The organism is Geomonas sp. RF6, from assembly GCF_021044625.1.
Classification (GTDB): domain Bacteria; phylum Desulfobacterota; class Desulfuromonadia; order Geobacterales; family Geobacteraceae; genus RF6.
The window spans coordinates 306,658-326,114 of sequence record NZ_CP087999.1; the positions used below are offsets into that span (position 1 = coordinate 306,658).

The 19,457-nt window shown below is 62.5% G+C and carries 15 protein-coding genes; 3 read left to right on the forward strand and 12 right to left on the reverse strand.

The features are described from left to right. Positions 1–41: 41 nt before the first annotated feature. From pnp to rimP, 9 genes are all read right to left on the reverse strand, one after another. On the reverse strand, positions 42–2,132 hold the full coding sequence (gene pnp, locus LPW11_RS01335) for a polyribonucleotide nucleotidyltransferase (RefSeq protein WP_230996324.1): 2,091 nt from the start codon (positions 2,130–2,132) through the stop codon (positions 42–44). A gap of 185 nt (positions 2,133–2,317) precedes the next feature. Continuing rightward, entirely contained in the window at positions 2,318–2,584 is a 267-nt protein-coding gene (rpsO, locus tag LPW11_RS01340) for a 30S ribosomal protein S15 (RefSeq protein ID WP_230996325.1), read from the reverse strand. 120 nt (positions 2,585–2,704) lie between these two features. After that, positions 2,705–3,583: a tRNA pseudouridine(55) synthase TruB gene (gene truB, locus LPW11_RS01345; RefSeq protein WP_230996326.1), complete on the reverse strand. Its 879-nt coding sequence runs from the start codon at positions 3,581–3,583 to the stop codon at positions 2,705–2,707. A 2-nt stretch (positions 3,584–3,585) separates the two neighbouring features. Continuing rightward, positions 3,586–4,545, reverse strand: a complete 960-nt coding sequence (locus LPW11_RS01350) for a DHH family phosphoesterase (RefSeq protein WP_230996327.1) — start codon at positions 4,543–4,545, stop codon at positions 3,586–3,588. Next, positions 4,526–4,885, reverse strand: coding sequence for a ribosome-binding factor A (locus LPW11_RS01355; protein WP_230996328.1), 360 nt, complete (start codon positions 4,883–4,885; stop codon positions 4,526–4,528). The genes LPW11_RS01350 and LPW11_RS01355 overlap by 20 nt, the downstream gene beginning before the upstream one ends. A 79-nt stretch (positions 4,886–4,964) precedes the next feature. Next, positions 4,965–7,922, reverse strand: coding sequence for a translation initiation factor IF-2 (gene infB / locus LPW11_RS01360; RefSeq protein WP_230996329.1), 2,958 nt, complete (start codon positions 7,920–7,922; stop codon positions 4,965–4,967). Then, complete coding sequence (locus tag LPW11_RS01365; RefSeq protein WP_230996330.1) at positions 7,923–8,516, reverse strand: DUF448 domain-containing protein; 594 nt, start codon at positions 8,514–8,516, stop codon at positions 7,923–7,925. It lies immediately after the preceding gene. A gap of 8 nt (positions 8,517–8,524) precedes the next feature. Then, positions 8,525–9,688: a transcription termination factor NusA gene (gene nusA, locus LPW11_RS01370; protein ID WP_230996331.1), complete on the reverse strand. Its 1,164-nt coding sequence runs from the start codon at positions 9,686–9,688 to the stop codon at positions 8,525–8,527. Between the two features lie 45 nt (positions 9,689–9,733). Further along, on the reverse strand, positions 9,734–10,213 hold the full coding sequence (gene rimP / locus LPW11_RS01375; RefSeq protein ID WP_230996332.1) for a ribosome maturation factor RimP: 480 nt from the start codon (positions 10,211–10,213) through the stop codon (positions 9,734–9,736). Positions 10,214–10,758: 545 nt separating this feature from the next. On the opposite strand from rimP, the gene thrC reads away from it, so the two are divergent. Continuing rightward, complete coding sequence (gene thrC / locus LPW11_RS01380) at positions 10,759–12,144, forward strand: threonine synthase (protein ID WP_230996333.1); 1,386 nt, start codon at positions 10,759–10,761, stop codon at positions 12,142–12,144. Further along, a complete protein-coding gene (locus LPW11_RS01385; RefSeq protein WP_230996334.1) occupies positions 12,144–12,854 on the forward strand; it encodes an HAD-IA family hydrolase in 711 nt (236 codons plus the stop codon). The genes thrC and LPW11_RS01385 overlap by 1 nt, the downstream gene beginning before the upstream one ends. On the opposite strand, the gene LPW11_RS01390 is transcribed toward LPW11_RS01385, so the two are convergent. Together LPW11_RS01390 and LPW11_RS01395 are read right to left on the reverse strand one after the other, a co-directional pair. Next, a complete protein-coding gene (locus LPW11_RS01390) occupies positions 12,780–13,562 on the reverse strand; it encodes a response regulator (protein ID WP_230996335.1) in 783 nt (260 codons plus the stop codon). The two genes, LPW11_RS01385 and LPW11_RS01390, sit on opposite strands and share 75 nt — an antisense overlap. A gap of 102 nt (positions 13,563–13,664) precedes the next feature. After that, positions 13,665–14,519, reverse strand: coding sequence for a metallophosphoesterase family protein (locus LPW11_RS01395; RefSeq protein ID WP_230996336.1), 855 nt, complete (start codon positions 14,517–14,519; stop codon positions 13,665–13,667). A 393-nt stretch (positions 14,520–14,912) separates the two neighbouring features. On the opposite strand from LPW11_RS01395, the gene LPW11_RS01400 reads away from it, so the two are divergent. Beyond that, the gene (locus tag LPW11_RS01400) at positions 14,913–16,679 is read left to right on the forward strand and encodes a M3 family oligoendopeptidase (protein WP_230996337.1); all 1,767 of its coding nucleotides are present in this window, start codon (positions 14,913–14,915) and stop codon (positions 16,677–16,679) included. A 510-nt stretch (positions 16,680–17,189) separates the two neighbouring features. Here the strand turns inward: LPW11_RS01400 and LPW11_RS01405 are convergent. After that, positions 17,190–19,178 (reverse strand): methyl-accepting chemotaxis protein, encoded by a 1,989-nt coding sequence (locus tag LPW11_RS01405; RefSeq protein ID WP_230996338.1) that lies wholly within the window; start codon positions 19,176–19,178, stop codon positions 17,190–17,192. Between the last annotated feature and the right edge of the window lie 279 nt (positions 19,179–19,457).

Consider the following 19,457-nt stretch of genomic DNA (forward strand, 5'->3'; position numbering starts at 1 on the left):
ACCCTACGGGCTGTACGACCGCTAGCTGCGGGGATTGAGGGTTACTCGGTAAAGGTTGCGCCGAGCGCTTCCTTGCGGGAAAGCTTGATTTTCCCCTGCTTGTCGATGCCGATGCACTTCACCAGCACCTTGTCCCCTTCGCGCAGCACGTCGGTGACGTTCTTCACGCGCTCGGTGTCGAGCTCGGAGACGTGGACGAGGCCGTCGGTACCGGGGAAGATTTCCACGAAGGCGCCGAATTCCATGACCTTCTTCACGGTCCCCATGTACAGCTTCCCTTCCTCTGCCTCGGCGGTGAGGTTCCTGATCATCTTGATGGCGAGGTCGCACGCTTCCTTGTTGGTGGAGGCGATATTGATCTTGCCGGTATCGTCGATGTCGATGGAAACGCCGGTCGCTTCGGTGACGCTCCTGATGTTCTTGCCGCCGCTGCCGATGACGTCGCGGATCTTGTCGGTCTTGACCCAGATCGTGGTGATGCGCGGCGCGAACGGGGAGAGCTCCTGGCGCGGGCCGGTGAGTGCTTTCGCCATCTCGCCGAGGATGTGCAGCCTCCCTTCCTTCGCCTGGTTCAGTGCCGCCTGCATGATCTCGCGGGTGACGCCGCCGATCTTTATGTCCATCTGGAGAGCGGTAACCCCTGCGGAGGTACCGGCGACCTTGAAGTCCATGTCGCCCAGGTGGTCCTCGTCGCCGAGGATGTCGGAGAGGATGGCGAAGGAGTCACCCTGCTTGATGAGACCCATGGCGATACCGGCGACCGGTGCCTTGATGGGGATGCCGGCGTCCATCATGGAGAGTGCGCCGCCGCACACGGTCGCCATTGAGGAGGAGCCGTTCGACTCCAGGATGTCGGAGACGATCCTGATGGTGTAGGGGAAGTCGTCGTGCTTCGGGAGGACCTTCTGCAGCGCGCGCTCGGCGAGCATGCCGTGGCCGATCTCGCGGCGCCCCGGGGCGAGGCGGAAGCTCGTCTCACCTACCGAGTACGGCGGGAAGTTGTAGTGCAGCATGAAGCGCTTCCTCGTGTCGCCGTAGAGGGAGTCGATGCGCTGCTCGTCGACGGAGGTACCGAGCGTCGCCGCCACGAGGGACTGCGTCTCGCCGCGGGTGAAGAGCGCGGAGCCGTGGGCGCGCGGCAGGAGCCCGCACACGCTGGAGATGTTCCTGATCGTCTTCGTGTCGCGCCCGTCGATCCTCTCGCCGTCGACGATGATGTGCTCGCGGACCAGGTCGTATTCCATGTCCTCGATGAAGGTGGCGATCTCTTTCTCGCTCCCCTCGAACTCGGCAGAGAGGGCGGCGACCGTCTCGTCGCGGATGGCGTCGATGGCGTTGTGGCGCTCGACCTTCGTCTTGATGCGCACCGCTTCCTTCATCCCGGCGTAGGCGAGGGCCTTCACCCTCTCCTGCAGCTCGGCGTTCACCGCCGGCGGCGGTACTTCGCGCTTCACGGCGCCGACTTTCGCGGCGAGCTCTTCCTGGGCGGCGAGGATCGGCTGGATCGCAGCGTGGCCGAAGAAGATAGCCTCCAGCATGTCGCTCTCGGAGACCTCGTTCGCCTCACCTTCCACCATGATGACGGCGTCTTTGGAGGCGGCGACCACGATTTCCATGTCGCTCTTTTCCATCTCCTCGGCGGTGGGGTTGGCGATGAAGTTGCCGTCCACGCGCCCGACCTTCACGCCGGCGATCGGCCCGGCAAAGGGGACGTCGGAGACCATGAGGGCGGCGGAGGCGCCGACCATGGCGAGGATCCCCGGATCGTGGTCCTTGTCGGCGGAGACGACGGTCGCCATGATCTGTGTGTCGTTCAGGAAGTTCTCGGGGAAGAGAGGACGGATCGGACGGTCGATGAGACGGCTGGTGAGGGTTTCGTTGTCGGAGGGGCGCCCTTCGCGCTTGAAGAAGGAGCCGGGAATCCTCCCGCCGGCGTACGCCTTCTCCTGGTAGTTGACGGTCAGGGGGAAGAAGCCCTGCCCTTCCTTTGCGGTCTTCGTGGCGACTGCGGTGACGAGCACCATGGTGTCGCCGCTCTTGATCATGACGGCGCCGCTTGCCTGCTTCGCCATCCTGCCTGTTTCAATAGTGATTGTCTTGCCGCTGCACTCTACTGTGACGGTGTGTTCCATACTCTTTGGCCTCCTGGCACTAACCTACGGTTGGTGTTGGGGCCGCCGAGAAAAGAGCACTGCGTCGAGGGTGCGACACGCAGGGCTTTTTTATCCACGCCCCCAACAAAAGAAAAGGGCCGAAGCCCTCTTGTGAGAAAAAAGCGGAAAGGCAATATACCCTATAAGAGGTATACTGCCTTCTCTTACCTTCTTATGCCGAGCTTCTCGATGATGGCTCTGTACCTTTCAACATCTTTCTTCTTCAGATAGTCGAGAAGACCCCTTCTCTGGCCGACTATCTTCAGGAGACCGCGACGGCTATGATGATCCTTCTTGTGCACCTTGAAGTGCTCAGTCAGATATGTGATCCGCTCTGAAAGAATGGCGATCTGCACTTCCGGCGACCCTGTGTCAGTGTCGTGAAGCTTGTGAGCAGAGATAATTTCCTGTTTCTTTTCGGTTACCAACATTTAGCTACACCTCCTTCCGCTTCTATTTTAGTTATGACTGCCCGCAGCCTTTTCGGGCCACGGAAAAGTTCTATAATCCACGTCTTTTAGCACAAATCCCAGCGGGTGTAAAGAAGATTACTAGTTGAACACCCGGGCGAGCCGAAGCCCCTTCCGGGGATCGTGCTGGGCCACCGCCGCAAGGCGCTCGCCGCTGCAAAGCCGCACCATCTCCCCCGGTGCGAGCTCCGGTGCGGGGGACTCCAAATCTCCCGCGGCGGGGACGACGCCGTTTGCCACCTTGCGCGCACCCCCCTCGTTCAGCGCCACTTCCTTCAGGTGCGAGAGCGCCCGCTCCACAGGGACGAGAACCGGTGCCCCTCCCGTCTTCAGCGTCTCGGCGCTCAGCGCATCCTCCTCCGCAAAGAGCCCGCTCCTCAGGCGGCGCAGCTCCACGAGGTGGGCGCCGCAGCCGAGGGCCTCGCCGATGTCGTGGGCAAGGGTGCGCACGTAGGTGCCGCGCGAGCAGCTCACGGTAAAGGATGCCTCCGGTAGAGCGATCCAGTCGAAGGTGATGGAGTGGATCTCCACCGGGCGCTCCTCCCGCTCCACCTCCTCGCCGCGGCGCGCGAGCTTGTACAGGGGAACTCCGTCCCGCTTCAGCGCCGAGAACATGGGGGGAAGCTGCATTATCTTCCCGAGGAAGGCGCGCGCCACACGCTCCAGTTCTTCAGGGGTCACCCCCTCCCACTCCCGCTCCCGCAGGACCTTCCCGGTGCGGTCCTGGGTATCGGTGCAGACCCCGAGCTTAAGCTGCGCCCGGTACACCTTCACCGACTCGTCCAGAAACTGGATCGCCTTCGTGCCGTCCCCTATGGCGACCGGGAGTACCCCGGTGGCGAAAGGGTCGAGGGTCCCTGTGTGCCCCACCTTCTTTATGCCGGTGACGCGGCGCACGAGGGAAACCATGTCGTGCGAGGTCGCCCCCTGGGGCTTGTCTACTACCAGAAATCCGTCCATGCTCAAAGTTTCTGTTCCAGCCGTTCGAAGACCGCACCCTTCACCTCGGCAAGGGTCCCCGCCACCGTGCATCCGGCGGCGTTGTGGTGCCCCCCTCCCCCAAAGAGCGCGGAGAGCTCCGCCACGTTTACCTTCCCCTTCGACCTGAAGCCGACCTTGAAGACCCCGTCCTTCACCTCGCGGAAAAAGAGCGCCACCTCCACACCCTTTATCTGCCGGGCGTAGTTGATAAAACCGTCGGTGAGCTCGGCGCTCCCCCCGGTCCTGCGGTACATCTCCAGCGTGACGGTAATGGAGGCGTAGCGCCCGGAAGGGGATACGGTGAGATCGGAGAGGGCGAGCGCCAGGAGGTCCTGCCGGGCCTTCGGGTAGCTCTCAAAGAGAGGCTCCGTAACGGTCCACGGCTGTACCCCGAGACCTACCATCGCACCCGCGATGGCGAACGCCTCCGGGTTGGAGTTCGAGTAGTGGAAGCTGCCGGTGTCGGAGATGACCGCTGTGTAGATGCAAAGGGCGGTCGGATAATCGGGGGTGAGTCCGGAGCCGCTGATGACCCGGTAGATGAGGGCGCCGGTGGCGCAGGCCTCGGGGTCGATCAGGTTGATGGCGCCGAAATTTTCGCAGCTTAAGTGGTGGTCTATGTTTATGAAGCTCCCGATCGTGCCGCAGGCGGCGATTTCCTTCCCGGCGCGGCGGAACTCGCCGACGTCGAGGACGAAGCAGACGTCGTACTGCCGCTCCGGTACGTGCCGCAGCACCTGCTCCGACATCGGGAGAAACTGGTACGTCTCCGGTACGGGATCGATGAGGTGGACCGTGACGTCCTTCCCCAGGCGCGCCAGGTGGTTGCCGAGCGCGAGGGCGGAGCCGACGGCGTCGCCGTCCGGCCCCTCGTGGGTGGTGACCAGAAAGGAGTGGTGCCGCTCTATCGCTGCAACGATATCAGCTATTATCGCCTTCATCCTGCGAGCCTACCTCTTTGAGAATCTTGTCGATGTGGAAGCCGTATTCCAGGGAGGTGTCGTAGCGGAAGCGGATCTCGGGGGTGAAGCGCATCTGCAGCACGCGCCCGACCTCCTTGCGGATGAAGCCGCGGGCGCTGTTTAGCCCCGCTTCGGTCCCCTTCTTCTCCTCGTCGCTCTCCATGACCGTGAAGTAGATCGTGGCCTGGTGATTGTCGTCGGTGACCTTTACCCCGGTGATGGTGACAAACCCGATGCGCGGGTCCTTCAGCCCCTTCACCAGGAGCTCCGAGACGATCTTGTGGATCGCCTCGGCTACTTTATCAGAACGCTTGTGCATATCGACTTCCTATATCAGTACCCCCTCCCGTGAAGGGAGGGGGGGAGAAGCGGTGGGACACGCCCGTGGTGGGGCGCTGTTACAGCTTCCCGGCGACCTTCTCCATCTCGAACGCCTCGATGATGTCGCCGGTCTTGATGTCGTTGTAGTTTTCCAGCGAGATACCGCACTCGTACCCGGTGGCGACATCCTTGACGTCGTCCTTGAAGCGCCTGAGGCTGGCGAGCTTCCCTTCGTACACGACCTTGTTGTCGCGGACGAGGCGGGCCTGTGCGTTCCTGACGATCTTCCCGTCGAGGACGTAGCTCCCGGCGACGTTGCCGTGCTTCGGCACCGAGAAGACCTCGCGGACCTCGGCGCGGCCGAGGAACTTCTCCCTGAAGGTCGGCTCCAGGAGCCCCTCCATCGCCTTCTTGATGTCGTCCACGGCGTCGTAGATGATGTTGTAGAGCCTGAGATCGACCCCTTCCTTCTCCGCCAGCGAGGCGGCCTTCACCTCGGGGCGTACGTTGAAGCCGAGGATGATGGCGTTGGAAGCGGTGGCCAGGTTCACGTCCGTCTCGGTGATCGCGCCGACGGAGGCGTGGATCACGTTCAGGCGGATCGCGTCGGTGGAGAGCTTGCGCAGCGATTCGGAAACCGCCTCCACGGAACCCTGCACGTCCCCTTTCACGATGACGTTCAGGTCCTTCACCTCCCCCTTCTGGATCTGCTCGTAGAGCTGCTCCAGCGAGAGCTTGCTGTGCTTGGCGAGTTCCGCCTCCCTGAGCTTCATCTGGCGGTGGTTCGCGATCTCTTTCGCCTGCTTCTCGTCCGCCATGGCGACAAAGATGTCACCCGCGTCCGGCACCCCGGTGAAGCCGATGACCTCGACCGGCATCGCGGGACCCGCGGCAAGGACCTTCTCCCCGCGGTCGTTCTGCATGGCGCGCACCCTGCCGTAGTGCACCCCGGCGACGTAGTAGTCGCCGTTTTTCAGGGTACCTTCCTGGACAAGCACCGTGGCCACCGGGCCGCGACCCTTGTCGAGCTTCGCCTCCACGATCGTGCCGCGTGCCGGCTTGTCCGGGTTCGCCTTCAGCTCCAGGACGTCCGCCTGCAGAAGGACCATCTCCAGAAGTGCGGGGAGGTTCATCTTCTTCTTCGCGGAGACTTCCACGAAGATCGTGTCGCCACCCCACTCCTCGCTCACAAGACCAAACTCCATGAGCTCCTGCTTCACCTTCGCCGGGTTGGCATCCGGCTTGTCGATCTTGTTGATCGCCACGATGATCGGGACGCCGGCGGCTTTGGAGTGGTTCACCGCCTCGCGGGTCTGGGGCATGACGCCGTCATCGGCCGCCACCACGAGGATGACGATGTCGGTGACCTTCGCCCCCCTGGCGCGCATCGCGGTGAACGCCTCGTGACCCGGGGTGTCGAGGAAGGTGATCTTGCGCCCGTCGAGCTCCACGTCGTAGGCACCGATGTGCTGGGTGATCCCGCCGGCCTCGCCGGCGATGACGTTCGCCTCGCGGATGGCGTCCAGAAGGCTCGTTTTGCCGTGGTCGACGTGACCCATGATGGTGACGACCGGCGGCCTCTTCTGCAGCGATTCCGGCGCGTCCGGCGCCGCCTCGAGGATCTCGTCCACGTCGAGCGCCACGCTCTCGATCTCGTAGCCGAAATCGGTGGCGAGGATCGTCGCGGTGTCGAAGTCCAGCGGATGGTTGATGGTGGCCATGACCCCCATCTTCATGAGAGCCCTGATGAGATCGGTCGCCTTGATCCCCATCCTCTTGGCGAGCTCGCCGACGGAGATCGACTCGCCGATCTTGATGATCCTCTTGATGGCCTTCGGTACGGTGATCTCGGTCTTCTTCCCGATCTGCACCTTCTCGACCTTCCTCTTACCCTTGCCGGTGCGCGGCCCGGGCTCGAAGACCCTCTCGCGCTTGTCGAAGAGATCCGGTTTCTCGAAATCCTTCTTCTTCGCGGCAGGACCCTTCTTGCCGTTCTTGTAGTCCGTGGCGGGAGGAGCTGCCTTCCTCCCCCCCTTCCTGCGATCGTCCGCCAGGGCGTTCGGATCTACCGGGGCAAGGGGAGCGGGGCGATCAGGACGGGGAGCGGGGCGCTCGCCGGGGCGACCCGGTGCCGGCCTCTCTCCCGGACGTCCCGCGCCGGGGCGTGCCGGACGCTCGGTGCCGGGACGCTCCACTCCGCGGGGGCGCTCCCCTGCCGGGCGCTGGTACTCGCGGCGCTCGCTGGGGGTGCGCTGTGCGGGGATCGGGATCTCCACACGGCCGAGGATGCGGGCGCGGGTAGGGGTTGCCTTCTCCGGCTCTCCCGGCTTCGCAGCGGCTGCGGCCGGTTGCGCCGGGGCGCCCTCGGAGGGGACGGCACCTTGCGGGGCGGCGCCTTGCACAGGGGCGCTCTCCGCCGCTTTCGGCGCCTGGACCGGCTCGGCCGGCTGCACCGGCTCCGCCGCCGCTACCGGCTCGGGAACAACGACAGTTGCGGGCTTCGCCTGTACCGGAGCCTCTTCCGCGACGGGCGCGGCCTGCGCGGGCTTCGCCGCCTCAACCGGCTCGACCGGCTTCTCCGGCTCCGCTGCGGGGGGCGCCGGCTTCACCGCCTCGACCGGCGGCGCAGGGCGCTCAATGATCCGGGCACGCGGCGCGGGCTCTATAATCCTTGCGGAAGGCGCTTTCGGCGGGGCGGGCCTTTCGGGCTCGGCCGGAGCGGCCGGAGCTGCGGCGACCGGGGGTTCCGGAGTTTCCACCGCAGGAGCCTCGACGGGCTCGGCGGCAGCCGCCTCGACAGGAGCTTCCGCCACCTTGCGACGGCGGATCAGAGTGGGCTTCACCCGGACTTCCTCCTGGGCGGCGGCCTCTTTGTGGCCGGAGGGGGCAGGAGCGGACAGCGCCTTGACATCGGCATCTTCAATGACAGCCATATGATTTTTGACGGTTACGCCTCTTTCGGCCAGCCGTGCCATAACCTCCTTATTATCGATCCCCAGCTGCTGTGCCAGCTCGTATACGCGGGTTTTGCTCATCTACTCACGCTCCTCCTGAAGGAAGTTCCTGTACTTCTCCAACTCTACCCCTATCGACCCGATGAAGCCGCTGTTCAGGACGACCAGAACGCTTCTCAGCTCTTTACCTATAAGCGCCCCGAGGCGCTCCTTGTCAAACAGCGTCGCGCACCGGACGTTGTGCGCCCGGGCGATCCCCCTGAACTTTTCCGCAATGTCGGGGGAGGTGTCCTCGGCCACAAAGAGGATGCCGCTTCCCCCTTTCTTCAGATGATCGAGCACCTGGTCCGAGCCCGAGACGACCTTCCCCCCCTTGTTGGCGAGGGAGATGTAGGAGGCGACCCGCTGCTCCAGCCTCTCCTTTACCTGGGAGTGGAGCGCATCCGGCTGCGCACCGTGCACCTCCTGCTTGAAGCCGCGGGAGAATTGCCTCTTCTGGGCGGCCGCTTGCAGGCACGACGAGCGTATGCAGGTGTACACGCCTCGCCCGGGAAGCTTCTGCAGGAGGTCGAAAACCACGCTGCCGTCCGGTGCGAGCACGAAGCGCAGGAGCTCTCCCTTGTCCTGCACGGTGCGGCAGGCAAGACAGCTTCTCTGGGGATCGGCCTTCGGCATGGAGCCCCTTATTCTTCCGCCTCGGCGGCCGGCGCGCTCTCGGCGGGCTCGGCGACGTTGCCGGAGACCTCTTCGGCCTCCCCTTCCTCTTCGGCGGTGCCGTCATAGGAGGCGAACTGCTGCAGCTCGGCCTCTGCCATGCGCGTCTCGCTCTTTATGTCGATCTTCCAGCCGGTGAGCTTCGCCGCCAGGCGCACGTTCTGGCCGCGCTTGCCGATGGCGAGGGAAAGCTGGTCGTCCGCCACGATGACCTCCATGGCGTAGTCCTCGTCGTCCACATACACCTTGGAGACGACAGCAGGTGCCAGTGCGTTGCAGGCAAAGCGGGCGATGTCGTCGGACCAGGGGATGATGTCGATCTTCTCACCCCTGAGCTCGCTCACCACGTTCTGCACGCGGCTGCCGCGCATACCGACGCAGGCGCCGACCGGGTCCACATCCGCATCGTGGGAGTAGACGGCGATCTTCGCGCGCCCGCCCGGCTCGCGCACGACCCCCTTGATCTCCACGATCCCCTCGGCGATCTCCGGCACCTCCGCCTCGAAAAGCTTCGCGAGCATCCCCGGCGCGGTGCGGGAGAGCATGATCTGGGGCCCCTTCGTGGTCATGCGGATCTCGGTGATGATCGCCTTCACGCGGTCACCCTGGCGGTACACCTCGCGGGGGGCCTGCTCCTTGTGCGGGAGAAGCGCCTCGGCGCGCCCGAGGTCGACGATGAGGTCACCCTTCTCGAAGCGGCGCACGACGCCGTTCACGATTTCCGAGATACGCTCCTGGAACTCGTTGTAGATCGTCTCGCGCTCTGCCTCGCGCACCCTCTGGATGATGACCTGCTTCGCAGTCTGCGCCGCGATGCGGGAGAAGCCGCTGGCGTCCATCTTCATGCCGATGGAGTCCCCCACTTCCACCTCCGGGTCCTCCTCGCGCGCCTCGTCGAGCTCGATCTCCCTGTACGAGTCTTGCACCTCATCCACCACGGTCACGAATTCGAAGAGCTCAACCTCGCCTATCTCCGGGTTGTAGTGGGCCTCAAGGTCACGGGTGTTGCGGAACTTCTTGTTGGCGGCAGTAAGCACCGCCTGTTCCAGCGCCTCTACGACCACGGCCTTATCTATCCCCTTCTCTTTGACAATCTGATCTATGGTGTGCTTGAGGTTAAAGCTCGTTTCCACGTCACTGTCTCCTTCGACTCGCTGATTATATATGGTTGTAATGCGCTAGAATTCAAATTCCAGATTGGCCTTAGCCACCTTATCCAGCGGGATCGAGGCGTGCTGCCCTTCCTTCAGCGCGATACTTATTACCCCTTCCGAGATCCCCTTCAGTTCACCGAGGAAGGTCTTCCGCTTGTTGCCGTCTTCGTCGGGAAGGAGCTCGTACGTCTTTACCTTCACCAGCCGCCCGACGTACCGCTCGTAGTCCGCCACCTTTTTCAGCGGGCGGCAAACCCCCGGGGAGGAGACTTCGAGGGTGTAGTTGTCGGAAATGAAGTCCTCGGCGTCGAGGATATCGGAGAGCTCCCTGCTGACCGCAGCGCAGTCGTCGAGGCTGACCCCCCCTTCCTTGTCGATGAAAAGGCGCGCGACCATATCCCTTCCTTCGCGCTTGTACTCCAGGTCCACCATCTCCATACCGAGCGAGGAGAGGAGTCGTTCGGCAATCTCACCGAGCCTTGTCGCAACGTCAACTTTTGCCATTTTTGCCAATTCCCATAAAAAAAAGTGAGCCTGAGGAGCTCACTTTTGAGTGAACATTAACTTGTCACCCATATTTAGCATGGAAAGAGTGTGGATGCAAGAGCTTTTTTTAGAGAATTCCTGCAATTGCCAATGTGTGGGAGGCGTGGTGAAGGGGTGCGCAGGTAGTGCGCCGCTCCCCTTCACAAAGAAGGAGCGAGTCTCACGCAATTGCTTCACTTTTCTTCCTTTAACTGTTATAAATGGGGCTCCGGCTGCGCCGCGACTGAACGGTTCGTGCCTGTCCGGTACTCGGCCTATTCTGACTCTTTTCATCGTCACCTTGCTGCAGGCGTCATCCCCCCCTGTAGACCTCGCAATGCATCCATCGGCGATCAGATCGGGACGTGATTTTGTCGAAGAAGTACCAGTGTCATGATATCAGGGAAGGGAGCTCCATGGAAAGGACCTCTTTCCCCCGACCTGTTCACAGTGTAAAAGGAGCGGGCATCATCCCCTCTTTCAGCTTTAGATCAATCTAATCCAATCCACTCCCAGGAGAAGACATGAAATACCTTAGCACCAGGGGAAAGATCGAGCCGATCGGCTTCAAGGACGCAGTCATGATGGGGCTCGCCACCGACGGAGGGCTCATCCTCCCCGAAGAGATCCCCGCCATCGACCAGAAGACGCTCGCGGCATGGCGCAACCTCTCCTACTGCGACCTCGCCTTCGAGATCATCTCGCTCTATGCCGACGACATCCCGCCGGCTGTGCTGAGGGAGCTGATCGAGCGCTCCTACGCCACCTTCCGCCACCCGGAGACGACCCCCCTTGTGCAGAAGGACGGGGTGTACATCCTGGAGCTCTTCCACGGCCCGACCCTCGCCTTCAAGGACGTGGCACTGCAGCTTCTGGGGAACCTCTTCGAGTACCTCCTGAAGGAGCGCGGGGAGCGCCTGAACATCCTCGGCGCCACCTCCGGCGACACCGGGAGCGCGGCGATTGCCGGGGTGCGCGGCAAGGAGAACATCAATATCTTCATCCTGCACCCGCACCTGAAGACCTCGCCGATCCAGGCGCGCCAGATGACGACGGTGCTCGACGCGAACGTGCACAACATCGCGGTGAAGGGGACCTTCGACGACTGCCAGGGGATCGTGAAGTCCCTCTTCAACGACCTGGAGTTCAAGAAGGAGTACTCCCTCGGTGCTGTGAACTCCATCAACTGGGCCCGTGTCCTTGCCCAGGTCGTCTACTACTTCTACGCCTGGGGGCGCCTGCCGCAGGACAGGGAGGTCACCTTCGCGGTGCCGACCGGGAACTTCGGGGACATCTTCGCGGGGTACGTGGCGAAGAGGATGGGGCTCCCGGTGCAGAAGCTTCTCCTGGCCACAAACGAGAACAATATCCTCAGCCGCTTCGTGAAAGAGGGGGACTACTCCCTCGGCACCGTCGTGCAGACGGTCTCCCCCTCCATGGACATCCAGCTCGCCTCCAACTTCGAGCGCTACCTTTACTTCCTCTACGACGAGGAGAGCGGGCGGGTGCGCGACGCCTTCTGCGCCCTGGAGAAGGACGGTCGCATCGTCTTCACCGACGAGGAGCTGGCGCGTGTTCAGGAGGAATTCTCCACCGCCTCGGTCGGTGAGCAGGAGACAATCGACACCATCGCCGAGTTCTACAAGAAGACCGGCTACCTCCTCGACCCGCACACAGCCGTCGGGGTGCGCGCGGCGCAGACGCAGGTCACCGACGGCTCCGCCGCCGTGTGCCTTGCCACCGCCCACCCCGCGAAGTTCGGTGAGGCGGTGGAGCGCGGCATCGGGTTCCCGCCGCCGCTGCCCCCGGAGCTCGCTGCTCTTGAGAGCCTGCCGACCCGCTGCGAGGTCATGGACCCCGACCAGGAGGGTGTGAAGCGCTTCCTCATGGAGAAGGCGGGGAGCGTCTGATGACCGGTGCCGTCGCCGAGCACGTCCCGCTGACCATAAACTGGGACGAGGTCGATACCGTCCTTCTGGACATGGACGGGACGCTGCTCGACCGGCACTTCGACGACCATTTCTGGCTGGAGCATGTGCCGCTGCGCTACGCAGCGGCAAAGCACCTCCCCCTGCCGCGCGCAAAGGAGTTCCTCTACGCCCTTTTCCGCTCGCAGGAAAACACCCTCAACTGGACCGACCTCGACTACTGGTCGCGCCAGCTCGGGCTCGACATACCACTCCTGAAAGAAGAGGTGGACCACCTGATCGCGGTCCACCCCTTCGTCATCGAGTTTCTCCTCTTTTTGAGCCAGCACCGCAAGGGGATCTACCTCGTCACCAACGCGCACAGCAAGACCCTCGACCTGAAGCTCAGGAAGACGCGCATCGGCCCCTATTTCACGGGAATTGTCTCGGCACACGATGTCGGGCTCCCGAAAGAGGAGCCCGCGTTCTGGGGGAAGCTGCAGGAAAAGATTCCGTTCGTGCCGGAAAGAACGGTACTTGGGGAAGACAGCGAGACGAACCTCGGGACTGCAGAGCTCTTCGGGATCAGGTATCTGATCCACGTCGGGCGCTTCAGCTCGGCGGCGCCTGTGGCGACCTCAGAGCGTTTCACCACCATAAGCTACTTTAGCGAACTCATCCCCCGCGACGGGAGCATGACCGTCCGACTCTAGCTGGCGCTCCGCGCCGTGCGCGGCAGGGTCCTGCTCCCCTCTCCACACGTGCCTCGTCGACTTGTGCAGCCCGTGCTTTTTCATGAGGTCGTACAGTGTGGGGCGGCATACCCCCAGAATCTCCGAGGCCTTCACCAGGTTGCCGCGGCTGTTGTCCACCGCAGCCATGATGGCGCCTCGCTCCACCATGTCGCGCGCCTCGCGCAGCGTCAGGAGCGGCAGGGGGTCCTTCCCGGTGAGACCGTCGCCGTTCATCGATTCCAGATCCCCCGACCAGGGCGCCTCCGCCATCATGCGCAGGAGCACCTTCTGCAGCCGTGACCTCTCACCCTCCACCACGAGAAGCTGCATCGCCCGCCTCAGTATCGCCCTCAGGTCGTCGAGCTGCACCGGCTTCAGGCAGTAATCGTAGGCGCCGCAACTGATCGCCCGGTAGGCGGGGGCGCGCTGGCCGTAGCCGGTAAGGAGCACCACCTTCGTCGAAGGGTGCCTTGTCAGCATCTCCTCCAGAAGGAGAAAGCCGTGGGATCCGGCGCAGCTCTGCGGAATCTCGAGGTCGAGCACCACGAGCTTCGGGGTGTGCCTGAAGAATTCCTCCTTCCCCTGCGTGTAGCTCGCGCTCTCCACCACGAGGTATTCCCCCCCGAGCCCCCCCTTCAACTGGCAGCGCACCTTCTCCGATTCTTCCACGATGAGCAGCTTTTCCATGCGCCCTCCCCGACCACACCCGGTTGCCGGCCCCCGATAAGATGAGAAGAATCTTATCATAACGGCCTCCCCAGACAACGGAGCTGCTTCATCTATTTCTTATTATTTCGCCTGTTTCCGTGGAGGGGGCTCGGTCTGCTCCGCATCGGGAAGCTCCACCTTTGTGACCGTCCCCTTCCCTCCCTGCACCCGCACCACAAGTATGTGGAAGACCGGGTCTCCCGGGAAGCCGAAGAGGACGAGGGGAGCCCCCCCGCCCCCCGTGATGTAGGAGGGGACGCCGCCGTAGGAGTGACGGTCGTAGAGGTGCACATGGGAGAAGAAGGCGGCCTGCACCTTGCCGAGCGCCAGTATTTTTTTCAGATCGTCCGCTCCGTCGCTGAAGGTGTGCCAGTTCCAGCGTTCCGTCTTCGGCGGAACGTGCATCATGACATACGCTGACCCCCTTGCCGCGTTCACCGCCGCGCGGAGATACTCCACCTCCCCTTTCCTCAGGACATAGTCGGAGTTGTCCACCGCGACGAAGGTGAGCCCGAGCCGCTCGCTGTCGAGAGTGAAGCGCAAAGGGCCGACCTTCTGGGTGAAGACGCTCCTCGTCTCATGATTCCCCGGCACCACGAAGACAGGGAGATCCGGAACAGTCTCGCGCAGCAGGCTCAGAAAATCTTCCGTTTCGGCGCTCCCCCCTCGGGAGGAGTAGTCGCCGCCGTGCACGATGAAGAGAGGATCGTAGGAGGCGGCGACGGCGAGGGCCTTCCTGAAGACGGGCTCGTTGTCCCTGCTGTCCCCCAGCACCACGAAGGTGTAGTCCGCCGGGGAAACCTTCTGCGCCTTCGCTTGGAAAAGGGAAAGAGAGTGGTCAAAGAGGGTTGCGCCCAGACAGGACTGGCTGGAAGCAACAGTCAGTAATAAAATTATAAGGAACTGCCTAAGCAGTCGCGGAACGGTACTTCGCATGGCGTGCTCTCCGTGGAGGTGGCGCGCACCTCCGGCTGGGTGAACAGATTGTAGAGCCATTGAACCGCAAAGACGCGAAGGACGCAAAGGAAAACGCAAAAACCCCGGCAGCGGAAAAGGTGAAGGAGGTGCCAAGGGCTCCCTTTGCACAACGTATTTTTTCAGTTCTGTTACAAGCAGTCTGGAATGCAGAATCTTTCGTGGCACAACGAGGTGTAGTAAAGACATAGAGTGCTACTGTCGATGAAAGTGATACCAAAAGAAATGACCCTGTGCCAGATCAAAGTACGGCCCTGGCTTCCTTGACAGCCCCGGAGGGGTGCTTTACTATCCATTGCCGGCATCGCGCAATGGTAGTGAGGCGCCGTCTTATACAAAAAGGAGATGCATGACATGAACGACCCCCACCAGTGGGACACATCCCGTCTCTACCCGTCACCTCAATCGCCGGAACTGAATGAAGCCTTCGACTCCGCTCACGGCGTCGTCACCGCCTTCAGGGACCGCTACCGCGGCAAGGTCGCAGAACTCTCCCCGGGGGAGATGCTAAAGGCGCTGAAGGAATACGAAGGTCTGGAAGAAATGCTGGCAAAGCCCCAGCTCTACGCCCACCTTCTCTTCGCGGCGGACAGCGAGAACCAGGAGCACAAGCGGCTCTCCCAGAAGGCCTCCGAATTCGGCAACCTCATGGGGCGGGAGCTCCTCTTTTTCGGGCTGGAAATAATCCAGATGGAGGAGGACCGCTTCCAGCCGCTCGTGACCGACGGCGGGCTCGCCTCCTACCGGCACTTCCTCCTCGGACTCAGGAAGTTTCACAAGCACACCCTCCCGGAGCGGGAGGAGAGCCTCCTGATGCAGAAAGGGCTCACCGGCAGCGGCGCCTTTTCCCGCCTCTTCGACGAGGTCTGCGCCGCCATGCGCTACAAGCTCGAAGTGGACGGCGAGGAGCGGGAGATGACCGGCGAGGAGATGCTCTCCCTCCTGCACCACCCCGACGCCTCCGTGCGTGAGCGCGCCTTCGGCACTTTTCTGCAGCGCCACGAGGAGCAGGAGATCGTCTTTTCGGCGGTCTTCAACAACGCGGCGCTCGACCACTCCCAGGACCTGGAGCTGCGCGGCTACAGCCACCCGATGGAGCCGACGAATCTCGGAAACGAGATCCCCGACGAGGTCGTCGAATCCCTCATGCAGGTCTCGGAGAATAACTACCCGCTGGCACAGGAATACTTCCGCATCAAGGCGCGGCTTCTGGGGATGGAAAAGCTCAAAAACAGCGACGTCTACGCCCCCCTCCCCGACAGCGGGAAGAGCTACACGCTGGAGGAGGCGCGCAAACTGGTGGTGGATGCCTACGGCGGCTTCTCCGACGAGCTGCGTCAGATGGCGGACGGCTTTTTCCAGGAGAGGCGTGTCGACATCTTCCCGCGCCCCGGGAAGAGCGGCGGCGCCTTCTGCATGGGGATGACCCCGTCGCTCCCCCCCTATCTCCTCCTGAACTTCACCGGGAACCTGCGCGACGTTTCCACCATCGCGCACGAGGTGGGGCACGGCATCCACTATCTCCTGGCACAGCGCCAGACGATGCTGAACTACCATCCGCCGCTCCCCCTTGCCGAGACCGCGTCGGTCTTCGGCGAGATGCTTCTCACCCGCCACCTTCTTTCAGGTGAGACCGATCTGTCGGTCAAGAAATCGCTCCTGTGCGCAAAGATCGAGGACATCATCGCCACGACCTTCAGGCAGAACGTCCTGACGCGTTTTGAGGAGAGGATGCATCTGCAGAGAACGGAAGGGCTTCTCACCTCGCCGGAGCTGTGCGATCTCTGGTGGAACGAGAATGCGAAGCTGTACGGCGACGCGGTGCAGATGATTGAGCCGTACCGGTGGGGGTGGAGCTACATCTCCCACTTCATCCACGCGCGGTTCTACTGCTACAGCTACACCTTCGCAGAGCTCCTGGTTCTCTCGCTGTACCAGATGTACCTGAAGGAGCGGGAGAGGTTCATCCCGATCTACCGCGACATCCTTGCCGACGGCGGCTCGAAGACTCCCGCCGACACCCTCGCTCCCGCCGGGATCGACCTCTCCAACGCAGGCTTCTGGCAGAACGGCTACGACCTGCTGAGGAATCTTATCGAGGAGCTGAAGGCGATAATGTAGTCGCAGCGGGGCCGATCCCGCTTCAAATCTCACGTCTCCAAGAAGAAAAGGGCCCGCAGCGTCAGCTGTCGGGCCCCTCTTTTTGCTCATCCGAGAATTCCGGGGGAGCGTGGGTACATTGCCACGAAGCACTGCACAAGGCGTAACGTTCCCCCCTTTGCGAAGGGGGGGCAGGGGGGATTTGATCTTCGACATGCCTCCAGAGCCGCAGCCGTTGTCACTACATCTCGTCGTCGGACCGCAGTGCTGCGGCAGTCCAAAGATCAACGACATAGGCCTCACCAGTTTTTGCAAAATGGAATCAAAGCATTGCTTGAGACCACAGCAGTTGCGCTCTTTGCAGGCCGGTCGTGGCCAAGTCAAATCCCCCCTGTCCCCCCTTCGCAAAGGGGGGGACGCGAGGCATCGTGCGACCGTTCATTGGAACATACTACGGCTTCCCCAGAATTCCCGGAAGAACCTTCGCGAAGGGGGGAACGCGAGGCCTCGTGTGGCCTTCCCGCCCTTCTCTCACGCAAGCCTGAATCTCCCCACCATACGCTGCAGATCGGCGGCCAGCGCCTCCAGCTCCGCCGCGGCGTGCGCGGTGCGCGAGGCCCCTTCCGATGTCTCGCACACGACTTCGTTTATCCGGTGGATTCCCATGGACATCTCAGCACTGACCGCGCTCTGCTCCTCGGCGGCGGTGGCGATCTCATGCACCTGCATGTTCACCTCGCCTATCACCGCCAGGATGTCCTGAAGAGCAGCCCCGGACTTCCTGGAACTCTCCATTCCCAAGGCGACTTCTCCGATCCCGGTTTCCATACTGGCCACCGCGCCGGCGGTCTCTCCCTGTATCGCCTTTATCATGGCGCCGATTTCCTTCGTCGCCCGTGTGGTACGCTCCGCGAGCGCCCGCACCTCGTCTGCCACCACCGCGAAGCCGCGCCCCTGCTCCCCGGCCCGGGCCGCCTCTATTGCAGCATTAAGCGCCAGAAGGTTCGTCTGATCGGCTATCTCCTCGATCGTCTCCACGATTTCCCCGATCTGGTCGGAACGCTCCCCGAGGCTGGCGATGGTGCGGGCCGAATCCTGCACCGTTGCCGCGATCTTTTCCATCCCCGTCAGCGTCTCCTGAACGACGATAGCCCCTCCCTGCGCGGTTTCTCCGGCGCGGCTCGATGCTGCTGCTGCCGAGAGGCAGTTGCGGGAAATATCGGTGGAGGTCGCCGACATCTCCTCCCCTGCCGTGGCAAGTGTCGACGATTGCACCGCGACATGTTCCACGCTTGCCGAGATATGCTCGGCGGTGGCGTTCATCTCGTGCACCGACGCGGATACCCGGGCAGCGGTGCCGCTGACCTGGGTGGCAATGCCGTGGACGCTGTCGACGAAGCGGTTGAACCAGAGACTCACCTCCCCCAGCTCATCCCTGCGCCCCACATCGAGGCGACGCGTCAGGTCCCCCTCCCCTTCCGCTATGTCATGCAGGACATGCAGCAAGCGGCGAAGCGGAGTCGTGATGCTCATCATGACGGCAAAGCCGCTTCCGAGGGCGACACAGGTGAGGACAACGGCAAGGCATAGACCTACAAGGAGAGCACCCCTTGCCTTCGCCGCCATGTGCTCCGCAAGCTGCAGGATGTGGCGCGACTGGAAGTCTTCCACCTCCTTCATGCTGTCGATCTTTGCGGTACTGGTGGAAAACCACTCTTCCGCAGTGGTACCGAATCCCCCGGCGGTTCCCTTCGCCAGCACGGCGTTTCGCACCTCCTCGACTTTTGCGAAAGCGGGGGAGGCCTCCTTCTCCTTGTACAGAGCAAGGACCTCGGGACTGCCGTACTTCCGGAAGATATCCAGGTAGGTGCGCTGTCCCGCGAGGTTCGAGAAGGAGCGCTGGAACCGCTCTGAGTCGAACTTCCCCTCGCTGAGCACCGCGTTCAGCGTAGCGCGCTCCTTCCCCGTCTCCTCCTTCGCCTTTATGAAGGCATAGAAGGCGGTGGCATCGCGCATGACCTCGCCTTTTCCGCTGCTCGTGGCCACGGCGGCAGCGACGTCGAGATAGGAGCTGATGATGCCAGTGTAAAAGGCGTAGGAGTCCGGACCGGCAACGGCGAGGGCGCTGATGCCGGCGCGGGTTTCTTTGAGGCGGGTCAGGGCACTTTCCGCTGCTGCGAGAGGCTCTTTTACTGCAGCCGCGGCCGCAGGATGCTCCGAGAGGTATATTCTCACCTGCTCGGAGACCGCGTCCACGCGCGCACGCTGCGCCTGGAGTTCGCTGCCGAATTTCTCTCCCCTTGCATTGAGATACCCGGATGAGTAGCCGCGCTCTTTCTGGAGTTCGTGACAAAGCGCTCCGATCTGGACTTCGAGCCTTGCAAGGGCCTGCGTCCCGCGCAGCTCCTCGTAGAGCCGGTAGTCGGTGACGACCTCCCGCATGCAAAAGACCAGCAGTCCTGCGACGGGTGGGAGGAGAATCAGCATCAATTTGTGGCGTATCTTAAGGTTCTGCAGCATTTTCCTTGCTCCTTTCGTTGCCGACAAAACGTTTCAGTGGGTCCCTTATCGGGGAAAGGCGACGTTTCCTTAAATTTTTCCTCAGACGACGGGCACTGCATGGTTCGTGGTCTCCTGCCGGGGTGGATGCCCCACGCCATGAGGAGCGGAGAAACGGGCGGCCCCAGGCTCTTCTCATGAGGAATAAGAGCCTCCCGCGAAACAATTCCCCCTCTCTCCACGCCAAAGATTTTGCTTTGTATTACCATATGTTCCGTCCCGTCAAAAAGCGAAGAATGT